Genomic DNA, 19968 nt, shown 5'->3' on the forward strand with positions numbered 1-19968 from the left:
CGCTTTTAGCCACGCGGGAAGATGGCGCCGACCATTGGCAGCCGCCCTCAAGGAATTCCGGTATTGACGGCCCCTATCGAGCGAGCCGGCCGTGAGGCGATGCTGGGGGATTGTCAGGCGGGCCAAGGTGCCTCAGCGGCCGGCCGGCCGACACCGATTGCACGGCGGCCATGATACCTTGCGCATCGATCCCATAATGCCGATAGAGATCCGCGATCGTACCGGTCTGGCCGAAATGCTCGACGCCGAGCGCGCGCGTACGGTGGCCATGGACCGACCCCAGCCAGGCGAGCGTGGCGGGATGCCCGTCCAGCACCGTCACGATGGCGCATGAGGCCGGGAGGCCGGCCAACAGGCGCTCGACATGACTGCTGGCGTGCGGATGGCCATACTGGCGCGCCCGCGCCCCGGCCGACCAGCCGGCGTTCAGCCGATCGGCCGAGGTCACGGCAAGAAGCCCAACATCGCGCCGGTCACCGGCCATCAGCCCCAATGCCTGGACCGCCTCCGGCGCGACAGCTCCCGAATAGGCGATCACCACAGCGGCATTCGGGCCGGGTTTGCGCAACCAGTAGGCGCCATCGACGATGTCGCGCGCCAGCGGATCCCCGGTCTGGCGTGTCGGCTGCTCGATCAGCCGCGTCGAGAGCCTGAGGTAGACCGAACCTCCAGTCTGATCGCGCAGCCAGCTATGGTCATCGGGCTCGGCCTCGCCGGAGCGCTGGATGTAGTCGAATGCCCAACGCAGGATGACTGCCAGCTCATCGACATAGGCCGGCTCGAATGTTGCCAGGCCGTCCTGCGCCATGCCAATCAGCGGCGTGGCGATCGACTGATGTGCTCCGCCCTCGGGCGCCAGCGTCACGCCGGAGGGTGTTGCCGCCAGGATAAAGCGAGCGTCCTGATAGCAAGCATAGTTGAGCGCATCGAGGCCACGCTCGATAAACGGGTCGTAGAGCGTTCCCACCGGAAGCAGGCGCTCGCCGTGAAGCGAGTGCGACAAGCCCAGCGCAGACAGCATCGTGAAGAGGTTCATCTCCGAGATGCCCAGTTCGAAATGCTGTCCCGACGGCGAAAACGTCCAGTTGAAGGTAGAGGGAATGCGCTCTTCACGAAAAATGTCCGCCTGGTCGCCGCGCGCGAACAGACCCCGCCTGTTTACCCAAGCGCCAAGATTCGTCGAGACAGTAACGTCCGGAGAAGTGGTGACGACACGCTTTGCAAAATCACTGTCCGACTTGGCGATCTCGTGCATCAGAAGGCCGAAACCCTGCTGTGTCGACATGGAGGCCTGTGCGCCCCAGGTGATCTGTGCCGGCACGGGTACGGCTAGGGATTTGTGGCGACGGGTAGCTGGCTGCGCGAAAGGCGACAACGCCAGATAGGACAGGATCGCGGCCTCATCATATGCAAGGCCCTCGAACATCTCCCATTCACGCCCCTCGCGGACGCCCATGCCTTGCCGCAGCGTGTCGACTTGCGCCGGCGTCATCAATCCTGCATGGTTGTCTTTGTGGCCGGCGAGCGGCAGGCCGAATCCTTTGATCGTATAGGCGATGAAGCAGGTCGGACGATCATGCCCGCGCGCTTCCTCGAAGGCATCGATGATGCTCGCCAGATCATGGCCGCCGAGATTTGCCATCAGGGCGGCAAGGTCTTGGTCGCTGCGCTTCTCGATCAGGCGGGTGACTGGTCCCTGATCACCGAGGTCGTCCAGAAGGCGCCTGCGCCATGCAGCGCCGCCCTGGAAGGTCAGCGCGGAATAGAGCTGATTGGGGCATGCATCGATCCAGGACCGCAGCTTTTCGCCACCCTCTTCCTCGAAGGCGGCCTGTTGCAATGTCCCATGTTTCAGGATCACCACGTCCCAGCCGAAATTGCGAAAGATGGACTCGAAGCGCTGCCACAGGCCTTCCCGCACCACCGCATCAAGGCTCTGCCTGTTGTAGTCGACGACCCACCAGGTGTTGCGCAGGCCGTGCTTCCAGCCTTCGAGAAGAGCCTCGAAGATATTGCCTTCATCCATCTCAGCGTCGCCGAGAAGGGCGACCATCCGGCCTTCCGGCCGGTCGGCATTCCAGCCTTTTGCCCTGACATAATCCTGGACCAGGGAGGAGAACAGGGTCTGCGCCACGCCCAGTCCGACCGACCCGGTCGAGAAATCGACATCGTCGATATCCTTGGTTCGAGACGGGTAGGACTGCGCGCCGCGATAGCCGCGAAAATTCTGCAGCTGCTCAAGCGTCTGCCTGCCGAACAGATACTGGATGGCATGGAAAACAGGGCTGGCATGCGGCTTGACGGCAACACGATCTTCAGGCCTGAGGATCTGGAAGTAGAGCGCCGTCATCAAGGTCGAGGCGGACGCGGACGACGCCTGATGGCCGCCGACCTTGAGGCCGTCCTCCGACCCGCGAACATGATTGGCATGATTGATCATCCAGACAGTCAGCCACAGAACCTTGCGTTCAAGCTCGGAAAGGATCGTCATCGTCGGCTCCCGTGAAATCGCGGTCTAACGATAGCGGCCAAGGTCTCTCAAAAGTGGCTATTCTTAAGCAAGGCTATCAATGATATTGGCTGATCCAGCCAATAGTGACGCCCAGACGAGGGAAACGTGCCAAATCCGACGCTCGATGCAATCGACCTTAAAATCATCGCCGCGCTGCAGAAGAACGCAAAGGCGACGACAAACGAGCTCGCCGATGCCGTCGGACTTTCGCCTTCACCTTGCGCCCGGCGCGTCAGGCTCCTGGAGAGCGCCGGCGTCATCAAGGGTTACACCGTGGTCGTCGACCAGAAGAAGCTCGGCCTGCCGATCAGCGCGTTTGCGTCGATCAAGCTTGAACGGCAGCGCGAGGATGATCTCGACCGCTTCTCCCAGGCGGTGCTGCGCTGGCCGGAGGTGGTCGACTGCTATCTGATGACCGGCCAGCGGGATTACCTGATGCGCATCGTGGTGCGCGACCTCGAGGCCTATGAGCGGTTCATCAAGGACAAGCTGACGCGGCTGGACAACATTGCCTCGATCGAAAGCAGCTTCGCCCTGGGACAGGTCAAGCGCTCGGAAGTGTTACCTATCTAACCGACCGGGTATTTTGCGACGGCCAGTTGTCGGTACGGCACTCGCATTATCCTCGACGAAAGCAAGCTCATGTTCTTTGACAGAAAGTCCCTTAGGGCAATCGCGACCTCACTGTTACGGGATGGGGCGGCCTGTCACGTCGATATGACATTTGTTCCGAAAGGCAAATGTGAACCGATGCGGGTAAGCTCGATGTCGCGAATTCCTGTTGCCATCATTCTGCCAACAGGAACGTAAGCTTTAGCTGCCTCCTACAAACCCGGTTTTTCATGGTGACGCCGCCAGCGATTCTCCATACATCGCATTGATTTTGAAGATTTTTCTTGGCTATTTCGTGTCAAAAACTTGTAACGATTCATCATCAAAAACTTGTCTTTGCACACCATAATTGACTTGCGATCACACAGCTCTATATACTTGTGCTTGAACGGCACAAGAAACTTGCAAGGGCACGGCCATGGCTAAGCCTCACGAAAAACTCGCGGAATCGCTCGCCATCCTGCAAGACCGGCAGGCAGGAGGGCGCCGCATTTTCAAATCTCAAGAGATCACCCGGATTCATCGTGAGCGCCTACTCCAAAACGGATTCCTCCGTGAGGTGATCAAAGGGTGGTTGGTGTCCACCGGACCACAAGCGCCGGAGCAAGACACAACGCCTTGGTATGCCAGCTTCTGGGAGTTTTGCGCGATGTATTGCAACGAGCGTTTCGGGAAGGCGTGGTACCTTTCTCCCGAGCAATCATTGCTCCTGCACGCAGAGGCTACTGCGATACCACCGCAGGTGGTGATCAGCAGCCCTTACGGGGGCAACAATAAAATCGGCCTGCTATTTGGCACATCGCTATACGACCTCAAAATCAAGGATATGCCTGAAAACCTGACGGAGAAGAACGGCTTGCGCCTGTTTCCCGTCAATGCCGCCCTAGTCCGTGTACCCGAGGCATTCTTCCAGCGTTACCCAATCGAAGCCCAGGTTGCTATGGCTTCATTACGCAGTGTCTCAGGCGTGCTAGGGCTTTTGCTCGATGGAGGCCATTCGGCTATCGCCGGGCGGCTTGCCGGCGCGTTTCGGCGCATAGGGCGCGATGCCTTCTCTGACGAGATCGTCGCCGCGTTCAAGGCTGCACGCTATGACATTCGAGAGTCCGATCCTTTCGCTGGACAGGTCGGTGTTACTGCCATCACGTCAGGCGCGCCGCCGATCGTGACAAGGCTCCACGCCATCTGGGAATCACAGCGCGATGCGGTGGCCGAAATTTTCCCGAAAGCACCCGGGCTGCCGTCCGACAAGGATAGCTATATGAAATTCGTGGAAGATATTTATGAGAGCGATGCCTATCATTCGTTGTCGATTGAAGGCTACAGCGTTACGCCAGAACTGATCGACCGCGTGCGCGATGGCGGCTGGAATCCAGAGATCGATGAAGCAGATCGTAAGAACCGCGATGCGCTGGCCGCCCGCGGCTACTATCAGGCGTTCCAAAAGGTCAAGGATGCCGTTGCCGCGATTATCGATGGCGCACCTGCGGGTAAACTGACAAGGGATGCGCATCGGGAATGGTATAGAGAGCTCTTCGCGCCCTCAGTGAGTGCAGGCATATTGAAAGCGAGCGCGCTTGCCGGTTATCGAAACCATCCTGTGTATCTCAAGGGGTCATCCCACGTACCGCCGCGTATGGAGGCGGTACTCGACGGCATGGATGCGCTGTTCGATCTACTAGAAGCCGAAGCAGACCCGGCAGTTCGCGCTGTTCTGGGGCACTGGCTTCTCGGCTATGTTCACCCTTATCCTGACGGAAACGGACGCGTGGCTCGCTTTCTGATGAATGCCATGCTGGCATCAGGGGGCTATCCTTGGACAGTGGTGAGAGTGGAGGACCGGAAGGCATACCTCGCTGGGCTTGAACAGGCTAGCGTTGGGATGAATGTAAAGCCTTTCGCCGAATTCCTGGCGAAACGGGTCAAATGGTCCTCAGAGCAAGCTGGCTGATGACAAACAAGAAGATGATAAACCCTACGTTCCCATCAGTCTGATACTCTTGAAGCCACACAGGCGCTTCTGCGCCAAGGATGGTGCGGCGCGTATTTCGGCCGCATACATTTGCGGCCCATCAAGGGAGCGATTGCTTCCTCAGGCGCCTTAACTGCCGTCAGCCGATCCTCCAAAGTGTGGCGCAGGCTGTAGAGACTGTGCTCCGATGTCGGCAGCAGTTTCTTGTTGGCCAGCACCTTGTTGACAAGCGCCGAAGAGCGAGGCTGCCTTGTCACAATTGCGCGGGAGCCCTTCGGATGGCGTTTCGTCGCCTCCAGGGTTGGCTACGGCGACCTTGGAGGAAATACGCACGAGGCCGCGTAGATCAAGGCCCGCGAATTCCACCATCAACCCAATCGCAACTCCCGAAGCAAACGTATTCCCCTCGTCGGCACGAACGAAGAGGCTCTCACCTGCTGCAATCGCAATATTTCGTATACATTTTGTACATCTATATTGACGCACTGCCATCTTCAAACGTAGCGTCGCGCGGCTGAGGCGGAATGCCTGCGCGCAACAACTCAATCTCACGGGAGGACTGCACCGATGAAATCTCAAACCCGATCGGCCGCCATTGGCCTGGCCTGCATCGCCTATGCCGCGCTTGTTGGATCTCTGTTGCCGGCCGCGGCGGAGACCACAAAAGAACGCGTCTTGAAGGAAGGACGCATCGTCATCGGCATCCATAATCGCTCGCCATGGGGCTACAAGAAGGAGGGAACCGGCGAGTTGCTGGGCTGGCATCCGGATCTCCTCAGAGCTGCCTTCGCCGATCTCGGCCTCAAACAGGTCGACTTCGAGGTCACCGAGTTCGGCGCCTTGATCCCGGGCCTGATGGCCGGGCGCTTCGATGCCGTCGCATCCGGTCTGTCGATAACGCCGGAGCGATGCCAGCAGGTCGCGTTCGGCGCTCCCGATCTGAGGTCGGACGACGCGGCGATCGTGCTCGCCGGCAACCCCAAGGCGATCCACAGCTATGCGGATCTTGCCAAGAAATCCGACGCGATCATGGGCGGCGGCCGCGGCAGCAATGTCATCAAGAACGCCATCACCGAGGGCGTGCCGGAGGACCGCATCCTGCAGTTCCCGGATATCGAGACCAACATCGCGGCACTGCGCGCCGGCCGCACAGACGCCGCGGTGTTCTCGTCCCCGACGGTGATCGGGCTGCTGGCCGGCAACAGGAGCCCCGATCTGGAGCGCGCCAGCCCGTTCACGACGGACGCGAAGTCGATCAGCTACATCGCGATCGCGTTCCGAAAAGACGATGGCGATCTGCGCGACCTCTACAATCAGGGTCTGGCGAAAGTCATGTCGAACGGCACGATCGCCACCATCATGGCGAAGTACGGATTTGGTCCCACGGAAAACGTGCCGCCAGGATTGACGACGTCGCAATTGTGCGGAACCGCCAACTGACCGGCGTCAGAAACAGAAGCCGTCTGGCATCAACAGGGCGGGGTGGCGCCGCGCGCGCTCGGGCGGCGCCTCTGTCCGGCGACATGCCATTCAGATCATTGCCGTTCCGCGTCGCTGGACGGCGCAACGTCTTCGGGGATTTCCTGCCGCAAGGTTGGTCCCTTTGCCAGGCGCCTGCCAAGAGCAGAGACGAATGCCTCGTAGCGCTCACCTGCCTTGGCGCGCGCCGCCTGGGCCATCGGTTCGGGCAAGGCAGGCGTGGTCGCGAGCCAGAAGCGAATGAACACCGCCAGCGTTTCAATCGAGATGCCGACATCGCGCTCCAGCCGCGCGACCCGGCGGTCGATCCGGTCGAGACGCCTGGAGATCGCCGCCTCGCGTTGGACGTCGGCATCCGGAGAGAGAAAAGAGGCGATCGCCGCTTCAGCGATGAGCGACTGCGAGCGATCGCGCCGGGCAGCATATTCGAGCAGCGCCGCCATCACCGCAGGATCAAGATAGACGGAGATCTGCACCTTTTTCTTTGTCGCCGGCACAGTCGTCACAGCTCCATGCCATCGTCCGGATCGAGCGCGATCTGACGCGCCACGCCCCGCACGAGGCCAGCCACCCGACTGCTGCTTGCAGCGAGATCATCCGTCTCGTCACGCGCGTCGATCTCGAATTCATTGACGAGCGGCGGCTCCGGCGCAGCCGAAGGATCGAGTTCGGGTTGCCGCCGCAATTCGGAGTCCGTCGATTCCTGCTGGGTTTTCACCACGACGGGCGCCGCAGCCAACCCCGCTGGCGGAAGCGGCAACGGAAGCACGGTCCAATCGTCAGGCTCCGGCTCGGCTCTCGCCCTAGGAGCGGGTGGCGGCAGAATGCGCTCTCGCAACCGCGGGTCTTCAAAATAGCGCGCCTTTTTCGCCCGGATCGGCGGCGTGCCCGCCAGCATGACGATCTCGTCACCAGCCGGCAATTGCATGATCTCGCCGGGCGTCAGCAATGGCCGCGCCGTCTCCGAGCGCGAAACCATGAGATGACCGAGCCATGGCGAGAGCCGGTGACCGGCATAGTTCTTCATCGCCTTCAGCTCGGTTGCCGTACCAAGGGCGTCGGAGACGCGTCTGGCGGTGCGCTCGTCATTGGTCGCGAAGCTGACGCGCACATGGCAGTTGTCCAGAATAGAATTGTTCGGCCCGTAGGCCTTCTCGATCTGATTGAGAGACTGCGCGATCAGGAAGCTTTTCAGCCCATAGCCGGCCATGAAAGCGAGCGCGGATTCGAAGAAGTCGAGCCGTCCGAGCGCCGGGAACTCGTCCAGCATCAGAAGCAATCGATGGCGATCCGCCCTCGCCTGCAAATCCTCGGTCAGGCGGCGCCCGATCTGGTTGAGGATGAGACGGATCAGCGGCTTGGTGCGACTGATGTCGGAGGGTGGAACAACGAGATAGAGCGTCGCCGGACGAGGGTCGGCGACCAGGTCGGCGATGCGCCAGCCACAGGCGCGGGTCACCTCGGCCACAACCGGATCGCGATAGAGCCCAAGGAAGGACATCGCGGTCGAGAGCACGCCGGAGCGTTCGTTGTCGGACTTGTTCAACAACTCGCGGGCCGCGCTGGCGATGACTGGGTGCGGCCCGTCCTGCCCCAGATGCGCCGTTGTCATCATCGCTGCCAAGGTCGATTCGATCGGCCGCTTGGGATCGGAGAGGAATGCCGCGACGCCGGCCAGGGTCTTGTCCGGTCCGGCATAGAGCACATGAAGGATCGCTCCGACGAGAAGCGCGTGGCTCGTCTTTTCCCAATGGTTGCGCCGCTCAAGCGAGCCTTCCGGGTCGACAAGAATGTCGGCGATGTTTTGCACGTCGCGCACTTCCCATTCACCACGGCGAACCTCGAGCAAAGGGTTGTAAGCGTCCGATTTTGCATTGGTCGGATCAAACAGCAGCACCCGGCCGTGGCGGGCGCGGAAGCCGGCGGTGAGGCTCCAGTTCTCGCCCTTGATGTCATGGACGATTGCTGAGCCAGGCCAGGTCAGCAGCGAGGGGACGACAAGGCCGACACCCTTGCCCGAACGCGTCGGGGCAAAGCAAAGCACATGCTCGGGCCCGTCATGGCGTAGATAGTGCGGCCCATACCGCCCCAGCACAACACCGTCCGGGGCGAGCAGCCCTGCTGCCTGCACCTCGCTCCTATCGGCCCAGCGGGCGGAACCGTAAGTCACGACCTTCGTCGCCTCGCGGGCACGCCAGAGCGACATGCCGATCGCCACGGCGATCGCTATGAAGCCGCCCGAGGCGGCAATCACGCCGCCGCGCGCAAAGATGCCAGGCGCGTAGGCATCATAGAAATACCACCACCAGAAGATGGCAGGCGGATAATAGACCGGCATGCCGCCGATGACGAACCACGGCGCCCCCAGTTGCTCCTGATAACCCAGCTGCCACGCCGACCATTGCGTCGATCCCCAGATCGTGAAGAGCACGATCAGGAATACAATGACGATCTGCCCCCAAAGGACTTTGGTTCCCGACATTGGGTCCTCCTTGTGCCGAGAGGTCAGCAAGGTTGATGCGAATTTCAACAGCCGGCTCAGCCCGATCGCGTCGCGTCGCGCTGTCGGCAAGGAAGACAGGGGATCGGCAGCCCAAGATCCCGGGCGCCAAGTGAGAGCGCCGTCACAGGCCGAGACCGGGCTTGCGGCCGAAACTCCAATCGGCGCCGCCATCAGCGCGGACAACACCGGACACGTGATTGCCGAGATGGCGCTCCAAAGAAGGCGTCCAGGGCACGAGCTGGAAGCCGAGGCCGTCATCGATCATCGCGAAACGGCCGGATGCAAGCGCAAAGCGCTGGTTGTAGGTGCCCGACACGGAGTCGCCGCTGCCGGCGCGGTTGAACGACCGGCCACTTTGGGCTGCCAGCCTGCTTCCCAGCGCGTCGAGTTCCCGTTGTCGCAGAGTGCCGATCAAGTTGCGTGCAAAGACTGTTCCGCCCGGCTGCCGCTCAGCCAGCCCCAGTCCGACCAGGTGTTCGGCGCGCCGATCGAGCGCCTGGCGAACCGCGGCGCCGAAGCCGCCATCGGAGAGAGCCGCCGCGGGACGGGCGAGCGCCTGCCGGTCGAGCCAGGTCGCTCCGTCCGCATCGACTTGACGTTCGATATCGAGATCGGAGCGCACGGCAAGCGCCACCCGTCGGCGCCCCTGAGCGTCCTCAAATCTGCGCAGCTCAACGATCGAGCCTGGCGCGCCGTCGCCGGCCGCCTCGAGATCGGCGAACCGGACGTGATGGCAACGGCCGTCGACGCCATCGATGACCGCATAGGCGGTGCTCTTGAGTTCGTCATCCAGCCCGCGCTCGATCAGGCGGCCGATAACCGGCTCCTCGATGGTCTCCGCGGCCAGCACATAGCTGGCGCTCGCGCGTTCGATAGCGCGGACCGAGAGTGCGCGATGCATGCGTTTGATTATATCGCCGCGCTCACCCATCGCACGCAGCGTTGCCTCTGCCCTGTCGCTGACAACCCATTGGCCAGGACCGAGCTGCTCGGCAAGGCCGAAAGTTTCCAGTCTGCGCAGCCGCCCCACCTTGAGCACGATGAATTCATCAGGCTGGCGATCGGCATGCGGCGCGAGATCGATGACACGGTTGTCGCGTGCGTCCCGGAGCAACTGGCGGTCGAGCCCGGTCCACCGCTCGGCCTCGACCTGACGCTCGACATGCCGGCGGATTTCGAGATCGGACCGGGGGCCGAGCTCCCGCGTGACCAGGTCACTGGCGCGATCGCGCATGCCACGGCTGATGTAGTCGCGTGAGATCACCAGATCATGGCCGTCGTCGGCCCGGCCACGCAGGATGATGTGGACATGCGGATTGTCGGTGTTCCAATGATCGACCGCGATCCAGTCGAGCGCGGTGCCGAGATCCTTCTGCATGCGACCCATGAGATCACGGGTAAAGGATTTCAGGTCGGCCATTTCGACGGCATCCTCGGGCGAGACGATGAAGCGGAAATGATGCCGGTCGTCCTCGCAGCGCGCGACGAAATCCGTGGCCGACGCTTCGTCGACTTCCGGTCCGAACATGCGGGCTTTCGCGTCGTCCCGTGTGACGCCCTCGCGCCGCAGATAGTTGAGGTGGAGCGCCAACGGCGCGCCACGCTTCGAATGACGAACCACGCGGGTCTTGATCATGGCGATGCGGGAGCGGCCGGTAAGCAAACGGTTGGCCTGGACGCTCGCTGCCCTGCCGCGTCCAAATTGGGAGCGCTTGCCTGAGCCGATCCCTCCGGCCCGCGACACGCCGCCGCCAGCCTTCTGGGCGGCCGCGAGCACCTGGGCGATGAAGGGCCGCGACGATTGGGATCGTGTTGACCGAATGCGACCTGGACGGACGCGGAACTCGCCCTCATCGGACACGGCACGCGCCCTCACACTGCCATAAACATAACAAATACAACGATTTGCATGCTTTCAGCACATTGCGCCTGTTCGCTGCAATGTGCGGAAAGTGGCTAGAAGCCCAGCAAATACAACCAACCGACCGCCGCGCAATGTGCGCCCTTTTATCTTGCCATCCCTCGGTTGTTGCCCTGTGCTCTCCGCGCCTCATTGGCTGCGACGTCAAAACAGACGCCAGGGCGCGACCTGACGGCGACTTCGTCATCGCTGCGGTGTCCGGACGTCGGACCCAGTGAACAGCTGGCGCGCTGCGAACCGGCCGCGAAAAGTCTGCGCACCAACGGTGGCGACGAAACCTCGCCGGAGGGGGCTTCCTCGGACGGAACACCGGAAGCGGCCATGAACGCGGACGGCACGATGAACAGCGGCGCAACCTTCCAACTGACGGCCCTGGCATGACCGGCGGTGAGCGCGCCGGATGCATCACCACCGCCCCAGAAAGGGCGAAGCGTCGCAACATAGGCCCGGGTCTCAGCCGGCAGCGGACGGCCCTTCAAGGAGGCTTCGTAACGCCCTGGCCCCGCATTGTAGGCGGCCAGAAAGCCCGGTGAACCGTATCGATCATACAGCTCGCGAAGATAGGCGGTGCCGGCAAGGATGTTGTCGTGTGGATCATAGGGATCGCGGCCGAGCTGGTGGCGAAGGCGCAGCTCGGCCCAGGTTCCAGGCATGATCTGCATCAAGCCCAAAGCCCCCTTTCGCGACACGGCGCGCGGGTCGCGGGCGCTTTCGAGGTGCATGACTGCCCGTATCCAGCGCTGAGGAATGCGGAAGCGATGTGACGCCTCGGCAATAGGCGCGGCATAAGGATCGTCCGCGGATTTGCGCGGGGCCGGCGTGGATTGTGCGAAGGCGCCCGTCATTGCGTGACAGAAGATCAGCATGCCGCCGATAAGCAAAAGTGCTTTACGCCAAACAGGCAACCAACTGAGGGGCCGGCATTCGTGCGCAAAGTTCGGCGCCGATGGCCCACTCATCGAGTACGCTCCGGCCGCGCTTTCGGCCGAATCCAGCGCAGCGACCAGGAGCCGTTGTCGGCTAGGAAGAGACTGGCGCGGAAGCGCCGACCAAACAATGGATCCTCCAATCGACACGACAGATAGTCTCCAGCCGTCTGTCCGGTTTCCTTCCAGGCCGCGCCGACCTCGGGGCCGCTGCCGTCGCCGATGTGGATACGAAAATCAGGCGCCTTGCCGTCAGATATTTTGGTCGGTACGAGCACCAGCTCGGCATCCACGAGCAGCGTTCGAATGCGTCCGGAATAACCAGATTCAGTTTTGTGGAAGACGCCGATCTCGGCCATGGATAATCTCTTTCCTCTTGTTGGCTGGGCTGAATTTCAGTTCGCCGGAGCGAGCCAGGTGTAGTGGCCATCACCCCTCTCGTCGGTCCAAAGCGGCAGCGCGGCTCCGACGATCGAGCTCGCCGGGAACGGGCCGAAATAGCGGCCGTCGAGACTGTCCCCGACCTTCCGATTCATGACGAAGATTTCGGCGGCGGCGATGACGCGGCAGCCCTGCCAGTCAGGCAGGGCACGTCCCTTGCGGTCGCGCTCCAGTGCAGCACCCAACGCGAGCCCGTTCACCGTGATGACGCGACTGAGGCGGCAGACTTGGCTCCCGGGAAGGCCCTCGATGTGTTTCAGCATCGGCACGCCGAGCGGCAGGTAGCCACGCTTGGCAGCGAACTGGGCGACCTTGTCTGGCGGTGCGATGACAGCGAGCGCGCCGGCCGTTGGTACGGCCATTTTCCTGATCGCATACAGCCCAAGCGGCGCGCTGGCCGATGCATTCCACAGCAGCAGCGGCGGCATCTCCACGACAGCCGGAGCGACCGTCGCGACGACGGCCGCAAGCGCTGCGGCTATGCAGGCGGCGCGGCTCATGAGGTCACCCGCTTGCGCAACAGAAAGGCCCGGTGCTGCTCGAGCGAATAGGCACGTGGCGTCCCGCCGGCAATGAGACGGTTGTGGGTCTGACGCCAATAGTCCGGTGTGGCTTCGGCCGGATCGAGACCGATCGCCTCGATTGCATCGATCCGTTGGAGAACGCGCTCAACCTTGTCCCAGCCTGCGATCTTGAGCAGGATCTCGCCGCCTGGTCGGATGTAGGGCAGCGTCTGATAAGGTTCAGCGGGCAAGACCGCGCGCACGATGTCGATGCGCGAAACGACAGTGCCAAAGTCATTCGCCGCCCATCGCACGAACGCAAAAACACTGCCTGGCGCAAATCCGACGACGCGGCGCCGCTTGTCGATGATCGTCTGATCGGCAGGACGTCCGAAGCGCATGCGATGTTCAATCCGCTTCTCGATCCAGATCAGCTCGACCGTCGTGAGGTTACCGCGCGGCGTTGATCGGGTAGACGACGTCATGTGTCGTCTCCCGCGCGCCGGCCAGCGCACCGACGCTCCTGCTCGCCACCGCCAGTCCGCGGCTTGCGCGCAAGACTGTTAGATTGAGAGTTAGACTCTAAGTTAAGAGCGCGATTTTCCGTTGCGGGCCCGTCCCTTAAGGCCGATCGCCGTTCCCGAAAGCACGAGGATGCGGTTCCCGATGGCACGATGGTGCGGGTTCCCGATGGCACGATCCTGTCAACCGGCGCGGGCGTCGGTTCGAAGGCCAGCAGCACACGGCCGCTGGCTTCGACTTCCGTGAACAGCAGATATCCCGGCAAAGGTTGGCGGCGCACGATGTCACGCAGTTCGAAGGCGAAGCGCTTGAGCGGCGAGAGGCTGCCGGACTTCTGATGCAGATGCCGGATGTCGAAGCGCCAGCCAGCGCGCTGGCGTCCGCCATGCTTACGCACCACCCGGTAGAGCCACCGGTCCAGCCCGCCGGTCAGCCCGAAATAGGCACGATCAATCGTCAGGATGAGTGCATCGTCCATAACGGCGCGATAGAACCAATCCGGCAAAATCAATTCGACGCCAAGCGGGCGGCCGTTCCGATCGAAGCGCTCCTGCCATTCATTGATCCATGAGAAGCGATGGCGCCGGCCCTCGGCGGGTTGGCGGATGGAGGTGACGACGCTTGTCGACTGCAGGCGATCGAGCGCCGCCTTGAGGCGCAGGTAGTCTCGCTTCGAGACACCGCGGCCGACGAAGGTCAGCATTTCGTATGGCGTCGCAGCCATCAGGCGCGACGTGCGCAATCCAGCATCCCGCGCGTTGACGAGATGGCTCGCGGCCCAGATCAGGATATCGGCATCCCAGATCGTCGCCATGCCGTGGTCGGGCATCGCTTCGACACGGATCGCCACATCGCCAGCGCGAAAGTCGATCGGCGCGATGCGCCTGGATTTGGCCAGGGAGAAGAAGGGATAGGCCATGAGGTCCTGCGCATCGCGTGGCGCGACAACACCGGGCAGCGCGTGGAACAGATCAAGCTGTCCGCGTTCCGACGGTTGCTGTTTGCATCCAGGCATAGGGGGAGATCAGCCGGGTCAGCGCCTCTCGCGCCCGGCATAGGCGATCAGGCGGGCGGCTTGAGGCTTGGCGGGCAGCACCGAGCCATGCGGATCGGATGTCGACGTCATGGCGCCGCGCTGGACCCAGGCCTGGAGGTCGTCGACGGCGTAGACGACGCGGCCGCCGAGTTTGCGGTAGGCAGGCCCGGTGCCGTAGGTGCGGTGTTTTTCCAGCGTACGCGCCGAAAGACTGAGGAAATGCGCAGCTTCCGAAGTGCGCAGGTAGCGCGGCGGCAATGGCGCGGCGTCGGCATTCATGGGATGTCTCCTTACGGCCGTCGCGATTGAACGGCGATCCATGGCCAGGATGGAGGAGCGTGGGGACGATGATCAGGTGCGCAATTGCGGGCCGCTATTTCGCACCGCCAAGAGGCCTTCAGGGAGTGGCGCCGGCGCGCGCAGCAATTACGATACCCGCGCTCGACGATCTTCACGCCATTGCGCATCAAGCAATGCATCTGATGACAGGAAGGCCGGCAATCCAGCGTATGGCGCGGAAAGCTTCCGCCGCCACCGGCAGAAGACGCCTCGCCCGGTACCGGGCGAGGCGTTTGCTGCTTCACTCGCCGTTGCGGCGGTTGGGGCGGGACCAGATGAGGCTATGGCCCTCGCCTTCCTCGTCGGCGAAGAGGTTGGCGTAGATCGGAGCGGTGAAGCTCGGATCGTCGAGCTTGAGCCCGAGATAGTCGCGGCCCTCATTGGAGCGCTTGGACCAGGCGGCGCCGATCTCGGCCTTGCCGACCACAACGCGGTGGCTTGGAGCGTTCTCGCCGCTGGCCCGGGTGTCGGGGATAATGCGCACGCCCTTGGCCTGGACGCTGAGGGTGACGATCTCGCCGGTGAACTCGTTCGCATTGGTCTTCTTGAAAGTGCCGATGGTAGCCATTTTCAGTCTCCGTTTTCTTCGTTTCCGAGCCCGCACCATGCGACCTCGATGGCTTCGTGAGGCCCAAGGCGACCGCCGCCGCATCGCTTGCGACCGCAGCAAAGCGGAGGATGGCGCAGGCCCGCGTTTCTTGGTTTCGCGAGGAATGGGCTACGCCCAGGGGAAGAAACGAGCGACGCGCCATTGCGGCATAGGCGGTCGAGGCTTCAGCCGTCCTTCGGCCAGATCAACCCGTTCGAGAGGTCGTTGGTGCGCTCTGTGAAATGAAGGAGGGAGGCAATGGCGGCATCGGTGGGCTCAGAGCCAATGCGGACTGGTTCGCCAAGATGTCAGCTTACAATGGCTTGACCCGCATCAAAGCCCCTGCCCATCCGGTTCCAAGCTCACGACCCCACACTCCGAAGGTCCTGGTTGAGGCCGACATCAGACCGTCCGCTGCTAGGGTACCCCAGCACGCTTCGTGAGACAGCGCAAGTAAGTGGACAACGCGACCGGTGGCACTCGTCAGAGATGACGCCTCCGCGCGCGCAGCAATTGGCGATAGCCGCGCTCGACCATCTTCAGGCCGTCGCGCAGGAGGCGATGCGTCTGGTAGCGAAAAGCCGAGTCGTGCCAGTCGGCGGCGCTGACCAGCCGCCGACCGAACAACGCGGTTGCGACTTCAAAATGAGATGCCTGCTGGTCTCGGCCATCCAGGCATCGCAGCATGTGGCCTAGGCGCCGGCGCTGGGCCGCGGTCAAGCGGGCGTCGGGACGGTGCTGTCTATAGATCGAGCGGATGAACTGCTCGATGGCTTGGAGCCGGTCGTGCGCCATGTCGTCGAGCGGGATGATGGCGGCAAGCGGTTCGCCCGGCTTCGCGTCGCCTAGAAGTGCCAGTTGCAGGCCGCCCGGCAAAGATCGCTCGTGAAGGCCGACTTCGTCACGCTGGCCCACGGCCACTGGGACGTCGAACGCGTTACCCTCCGGGGCTCGCAGTTCCGGCGGAACCGCGACAAGGTTCACGACCCCAGGGTCGATCTGAGGAGCCCAATAGACGGGCTGCTCAACTGCGGATTGGTCGGGCCTGGCGGCGAAACTGTAAACCCCAGCGCTTGTGCAATTCGCGCATCGTCTTGGCCGAACGGGAGGCCGCGAAGTCCTGCTGATACTGGGGATTGCGTCGCAGGAACTCCCAGGCAATCGCATTAGCGGCGGCCCCTTTGACGAATGCATATGCCTGTGGGTCACGCCACTGCGATGTATCCGGCTTCATCCGCATCCTTCCCTTCTCAAGGATTTGATAAGGGGACGCGGCGTTGAGCGAAATCCTTGGATTCCGTCATTGACGAATGGACGAGGAGAGATCTCTCTGAGCGATCAAGTCGAGATTTTGCGATGCCTACTGGCTAGCCCCTTGCAGGGCCTTGAACGTGTTTGTCCAGGCGCAATAGGCGTCATCATCACCCTGGCTCCAAGCACTAAGGCGCGCCAGGCGGCGAAAGATGATGCAGGCTGCTCGAACAGCGAGCCGACCGACTGATTGCCTGCGGGCCAGCCGGGAAGCTGATCGCTTATCGCTTCATGCGTGAGGCGCCGCAGATCGGCCAAGGCCGAGCGGATGTGCGGGAGCGGAAATTCGCAAAGGTCGGTGTTGTCAGTCGCCTCCCGAAGGATGACCGCGAGCTTGGCGACCACGCCCGCCAAGGATTGAGCTGGCGTCGCGGCAATCTCAGCGAGCAAGGCGTCGGCCTTTTCAGCGTGATCCTGCTCTTCCTTCAGGAAATCAGGACAGTCGCGGTCGGCGCAAGCCCCCTCCCCGCGCCTAATCACTTCGCCGGTAGGCAATAGCGAGCAGCGCTCCAAGAACCCCTCCTCCGCCTGCTGCTGCCTGAGAGAAGAGGCTAGCATTGCAACGTGCGCGCCAATCCAGGCAAGGGACAGGACAAGTGCTGGATCGGCCAACGGCGGGTCTTCGACTGCAGGGTCGGCCGAAGGCTTAGGATGTTCTTTGGTCAATGGAGATTGCGTCTGCCGTCCAAGCGTGACGGGAGGCAAAGTCGTGGTATTGTCGGAATCAGCCATGATCCGAGATCCACACAGCTTGGCGTTGGTCAGGTCGAAAAGGGTGTGCGCACCCTCTTCGACCGCAAGTTCGAGACAGGGATATCGGTAGGGAACCGCGACGTCAGCGCATCAAGCAATGCGCGCTCGACTTCGATTGCAGACAGATCGCACGCCTCCGCCAGCAATACATGCGCCCGCGTCAAGGCGACAATACGCTCTTCGTGATCGCGCCATCAAGACGCCGACCAGCTTCATGGTGCACAGCCGGCGCTTCGCGGGCCTAGGTAGGTCGTGGCCCGACAAAGGCCCGGACAGTGTCGCTGCGCACCTGACGGGTGCGCATACACCAGCAACGCTTGACAGCAACCCCGACACCCTTATCCAAGTGCATCAAGCTGAGTGGCAGGTGCCATCACGACACGTCATACTGCTGCGCCAGGGAGGCGGAAAGCTGGTCGGCGAAACGGGCAGCGGCCACCGGTAGGGTGCGGCCCTTGAGTTGGCCGACATAGAGCATGCCAGCGGGCACGTCGCGCGGGTCGAGCGGCCGGGAGATCATGTCACCAGTCATCGTCTGGTGGGACAGGCCAATTGGGAAATGGAAAGTGATGATATCCTCTGAGATGGCGTGGTTGCGCAGGAATTCGAAGCTGTCCGACTGAATCACCGGCTCCAGCTGCAGCGATGACGATTGCGCCCCGATGTCGAGCAGGTAGCGCACGCCGTAACTTGATGTAGGAAGCGCGATTGGATAGTCGAGGCAAGCGCGCAACCGCACGGTCTCGTGAGAAGTCAGCGGATGATCGGGCCGCATAACCGCATGCACCGGCTGGTGCACCCGCATCAGCGTCATGAAAGCAGCCAGCCGGGTTGGCTCGTAGACGATGGCGATGTCGGCCGTGTGATCGACCAAGGCGCGCTCGGCCTCCTCCCGGTCGCGCAGGTGCACTCCGAAGGTCACATTCGGATGTTCCTTGCGGTAGAGTGAGATCTGCATCGGCAGATGGTAGGGCAATAGCGCCTGGCTGCAGGCGATCGCCACATGGCCGCGCCGGGCGCCAGCAAGGTCTGCAATCTGCGATTTCACGTGCTCCATATCGGATAACTGGTTGCGCATGTGCTGCACTAGAAGTTCGCCGGCGCTGGACAATCGCACGCCGTGAGGCAGTCGCTCGAAAATCGCAACGCCCAGTTCGGCCTCCATCGCCAATATACGCCGGTTGAGCGCCGTCGAGGTTATGGCGAGCAATTCCGCGGCGGCGCGGATCGAACCGGTCTTGGCCACCACATTGATATAGTGAGCGGAGTTCAGGTAGCGCATCGGCGGCCTCTGGCATCACCGCTGCAATTTTTGCAGCAGGCTGAACAGAACATAGCACAAGACAGCAGCGGGTCAGCGGGATAATTAATTCGCAACGCTCCGATCTCGGTGACTTGGCTCACAACCAACTTCGATAAGATCTTTTTGCGATCTTCAAATACTGATCAAACAATTGCCTGCTAGACCACGCCAGCGCCGATACCATGATCGGAAGTCCTGGAGCAATCGAACCGTAGATGCAACTTCAACCTGAAGGAACGACCAGATGACGTCGACCATCTATTCCAGACTTACCTTCTTTGTATTTACCGCCGGATGCATCGCATTCGCGTTACTCTTCCATTACGCACCGGCTGGGGATTTTCCTTCGAAATACGCCAGGACCGTCCCGGCGGGGCTGGCCGCGCAACCGACGCGCATAGACATCGACAACGAAACGCACGCGATCCGCTTCTATATCGAAGGCAAACAGGTCGCCGTGCTGGACGAGTCTGGTTTCAAGCCATGAGGCCACAGAGCCAGTCAAGAAATTCGTTATGTCAGGGCTGTTCGCCGTGCTTGCCCTGTCGCAGACGGCGGAGGCCCAAAAGAAAGTCCCGGTGACGCAGGACGTTGCGCCGATGATGTCTTGAACCGCTTACAACGAGGCTGTCTGCCCAGTGCAGGTCTTCGAAAATCAGCAGAAGTTGGGGCTCTACGTGAGAAAGGAATTCAAACAGGGCGACCAGCACCTCTAGTGTGGCACGCCGCTGAGTTCCGACGCTAGGATCGCGCCGATCAGAGGCCTCTTGTCGCCCAGAATATTCACCGAAAAGGGCGTTGCGGTGTGCGCGCGATATCCAGTTCGAGGTCGATAGGCGGAACCTCGAAGTTCCCGAGGCAGAGCGCGTGCGCCTTGGCATTGGCATTCACCTGGGTTATGTCGCCGCCGAGGGCCAACACCTCACGGGCGAGGTCGTCGAGGTCGCGGCGCGGGTCGTGGAAGACTTGGCGAAGAAAGTTTCCTGGTCACAATCGCGCGATCCACTATCAGGCGGGAATCTTGAACTCACTCGGCGGCATGAAAGGGCAGTCGAATTGATCCAACACGCCATGGAGATCAATCCTGACCACGACCAATGGGATTGGATGACCATGGGCAGGGTCTCTTCTGTCTAGAGCGCACACCGAGGCGGTTCATTGGAGCAGTTCAGAACGTTTTCGAAGTTTCTCTTTGTTCGCCTATTTTTGGCCGCGTCCCCTGCCGCTTCTGGCCGTAACGAAGAAG

The 19968-nt window shown here is 61.9% G+C and carries 20 protein-coding genes; 5 read left to right on the top strand and 15 right to left on the bottom strand.

Going from position 1 to position 19968, the window contains the following annotated elements; all coding sequences use genetic code 11:
- Positions 1–73: 73 nt before the first annotated feature.
- Complete coding sequence (locus tag AC04SH_RS26520) at positions 74–2491, bottom strand: transketolase (protein ID WP_488577197.1); 2418 nt, start codon at positions 2489–2491, stop codon at positions 74–76.
- Positions 2492–2617: 126 nt separating this feature from the next.
- Between AC04SH_RS26520 and AC04SH_RS26525 the strand changes: the two genes are divergently transcribed.
- From AC04SH_RS26525 to ehuB, 3 genes are all read left to right on the top strand, one after another.
- Positions 2618–3085, top strand: coding sequence for an Lrp/AsnC family transcriptional regulator (locus tag AC04SH_RS26525; RefSeq protein ID WP_477345238.1), 468 nt, complete (start codon positions 2618–2620; stop codon positions 3083–3085).
- A gap of 457 nt (positions 3086–3542) precedes the next feature.
- Entirely contained in the window at positions 3543–5075 is a 1533-nt protein-coding gene (locus tag AC04SH_RS26530) for a Fic family protein (RefSeq protein ID WP_488577198.1), read from the top strand.
- A gap of 588 nt (positions 5076–5663) precedes the next feature.
- The gene (gene ehuB, locus AC04SH_RS26535; RefSeq protein ID WP_477345242.1) at positions 5664–6536 is read left to right on the top strand and encodes an ectoine/hydroxyectoine ABC transporter substrate-binding protein EhuB; all 873 of its coding nucleotides are present in this window, start codon (positions 5664–5666) and stop codon (positions 6534–6536) included.
- A gap of 95 nt (positions 6537–6631) precedes the next feature.
- Here the strand turns inward: ehuB and AC04SH_RS26540 are convergent, their stop codons facing one another.
- The 14 genes from AC04SH_RS26540 to AC04SH_RS26605 form a co-directional block, all read right to left on the bottom strand.
- Complete coding sequence (locus tag AC04SH_RS26540) at positions 6632–7072, bottom strand: CopG family transcriptional regulator (protein ID WP_488577199.1); 441 nt, start codon at positions 7070–7072, stop codon at positions 6632–6634.
- Between the two features lie 5 nt (positions 7073–7077).
- Positions 7078–9057, bottom strand: coding sequence for a conjugal transfer protein TraG (locus tag AC04SH_RS26545; RefSeq protein WP_488577200.1), 1980 nt, complete (start codon positions 9055–9057; stop codon positions 7078–7080).
- Positions 9058–9199: 142 nt separating this feature from the next.
- Positions 9200–10939, bottom strand: a complete 1740-nt coding sequence (locus tag AC04SH_RS26550) for a relaxase/mobilization nuclease domain-containing protein (RefSeq protein WP_488577201.1) — start codon at positions 10937–10939, stop codon at positions 9200–9202.
- A gap of 146 nt (positions 10940–11085) precedes the next feature.
- Positions 11086–11958, bottom strand: a complete 873-nt coding sequence (locus tag AC04SH_RS26555; protein WP_488577202.1) for a lytic transglycosylase domain-containing protein — start codon at positions 11956–11958, stop codon at positions 11086–11088.
- Entirely contained in the window at positions 11955–12284 is a 330-nt protein-coding gene (locus AC04SH_RS26560; protein WP_488577203.1) for a DUF736 domain-containing protein, read from the bottom strand. Before AC04SH_RS26560 ends, AC04SH_RS26555 begins: the two co-directional genes overlap by 4 nt.
- 36 nt (positions 12285–12320) lie before the next feature.
- Positions 12321–12866, bottom strand: a complete 546-nt coding sequence (locus tag AC04SH_RS26565) for a S26 family signal peptidase (protein ID WP_488577204.1) — start codon at positions 12864–12866, stop codon at positions 12321–12323.
- The gene (locus AC04SH_RS26570) at positions 12863–13354 is read right to left on the bottom strand and encodes a DUF2840 domain-containing protein (RefSeq protein WP_488577262.1); all 492 of its coding nucleotides are present in this window, start codon (positions 13352–13354) and stop codon (positions 12863–12865) included. The genes AC04SH_RS26565 and AC04SH_RS26570 overlap by 4 nt, the downstream gene beginning before the upstream one ends.
- Positions 13351–14406, bottom strand: a complete 1056-nt coding sequence (locus AC04SH_RS26575) for a replication initiator protein A (protein ID WP_488577205.1) — start codon at positions 14404–14406, stop codon at positions 13351–13353. The genes AC04SH_RS26570 and AC04SH_RS26575 overlap by 4 nt, the downstream gene beginning before the upstream one ends.
- Before the next feature lie 18 nt (positions 14407–14424).
- Positions 14425–14706, bottom strand: a complete 282-nt coding sequence (locus tag AC04SH_RS26580) for a helix-turn-helix transcriptional regulator (RefSeq protein WP_027042654.1) — start codon at positions 14704–14706, stop codon at positions 14425–14427.
- 301 nt (positions 14707–15007) lie between these two features.
- A complete protein-coding gene (locus AC04SH_RS26585) occupies positions 15008–15334 on the bottom strand; it encodes a DUF736 domain-containing protein (RefSeq protein ID WP_135906813.1) in 327 nt (108 codons plus the stop codon).
- A 504-nt stretch (positions 15335–15838) separates the two neighbouring features.
- Positions 15839–16339, bottom strand: a complete 501-nt coding sequence (locus AC04SH_RS26590) for a DUF2285 domain-containing protein (protein ID WP_488577206.1) — start codon at positions 16337–16339, stop codon at positions 15839–15841.
- A gap of 40 nt (positions 16340–16379) precedes the next feature.
- Positions 16380–16589 (bottom strand): transcriptional regulator domain-containing protein, encoded by a 210-nt coding sequence (locus AC04SH_RS26595; RefSeq protein WP_488577207.1) that lies wholly within the window; start codon positions 16587–16589, stop codon positions 16380–16382.
- Between the two features lie 104 nt (positions 16590–16693).
- Positions 16694–17398 (bottom strand): hypothetical protein, encoded by a 705-nt coding sequence (locus AC04SH_RS26600; RefSeq protein ID WP_488577208.1) that lies wholly within the window; start codon positions 17396–17398, stop codon positions 16694–16696.
- Between the two features lie 394 nt (positions 17399–17792).
- Positions 17793–18701, bottom strand: coding sequence for a LysR family transcriptional regulator (locus tag AC04SH_RS26605; protein WP_488577209.1), 909 nt, complete (start codon positions 18699–18701; stop codon positions 17793–17795).
- Between the two features lie 265 nt (positions 18702–18966).
- Between AC04SH_RS26605 and AC04SH_RS26610 the strand changes: the two genes are divergently transcribed.
- Both AC04SH_RS26610 and AC04SH_RS26615 read left to right on the top strand, forming a co-directional pair.
- Positions 18967–19209: a hypothetical protein gene (locus tag AC04SH_RS26610; RefSeq protein WP_488577210.1), complete on the top strand. Its 243-nt coding sequence runs from the start codon at positions 18967–18969 to the stop codon at positions 19207–19209.
- Positions 19210–19589: 380 nt separating this feature from the next.
- A complete protein-coding gene (locus AC04SH_RS26615) occupies positions 19590–19859 on the top strand; it encodes a hypothetical protein (RefSeq protein ID WP_488577211.1) in 270 nt (89 codons plus the stop codon).
- Positions 19860–19968: the final 109 nt, after the last annotated feature.

This window comes from Mesorhizobium sp. CNPSo 4688 (genome assembly GCF_057784295.1).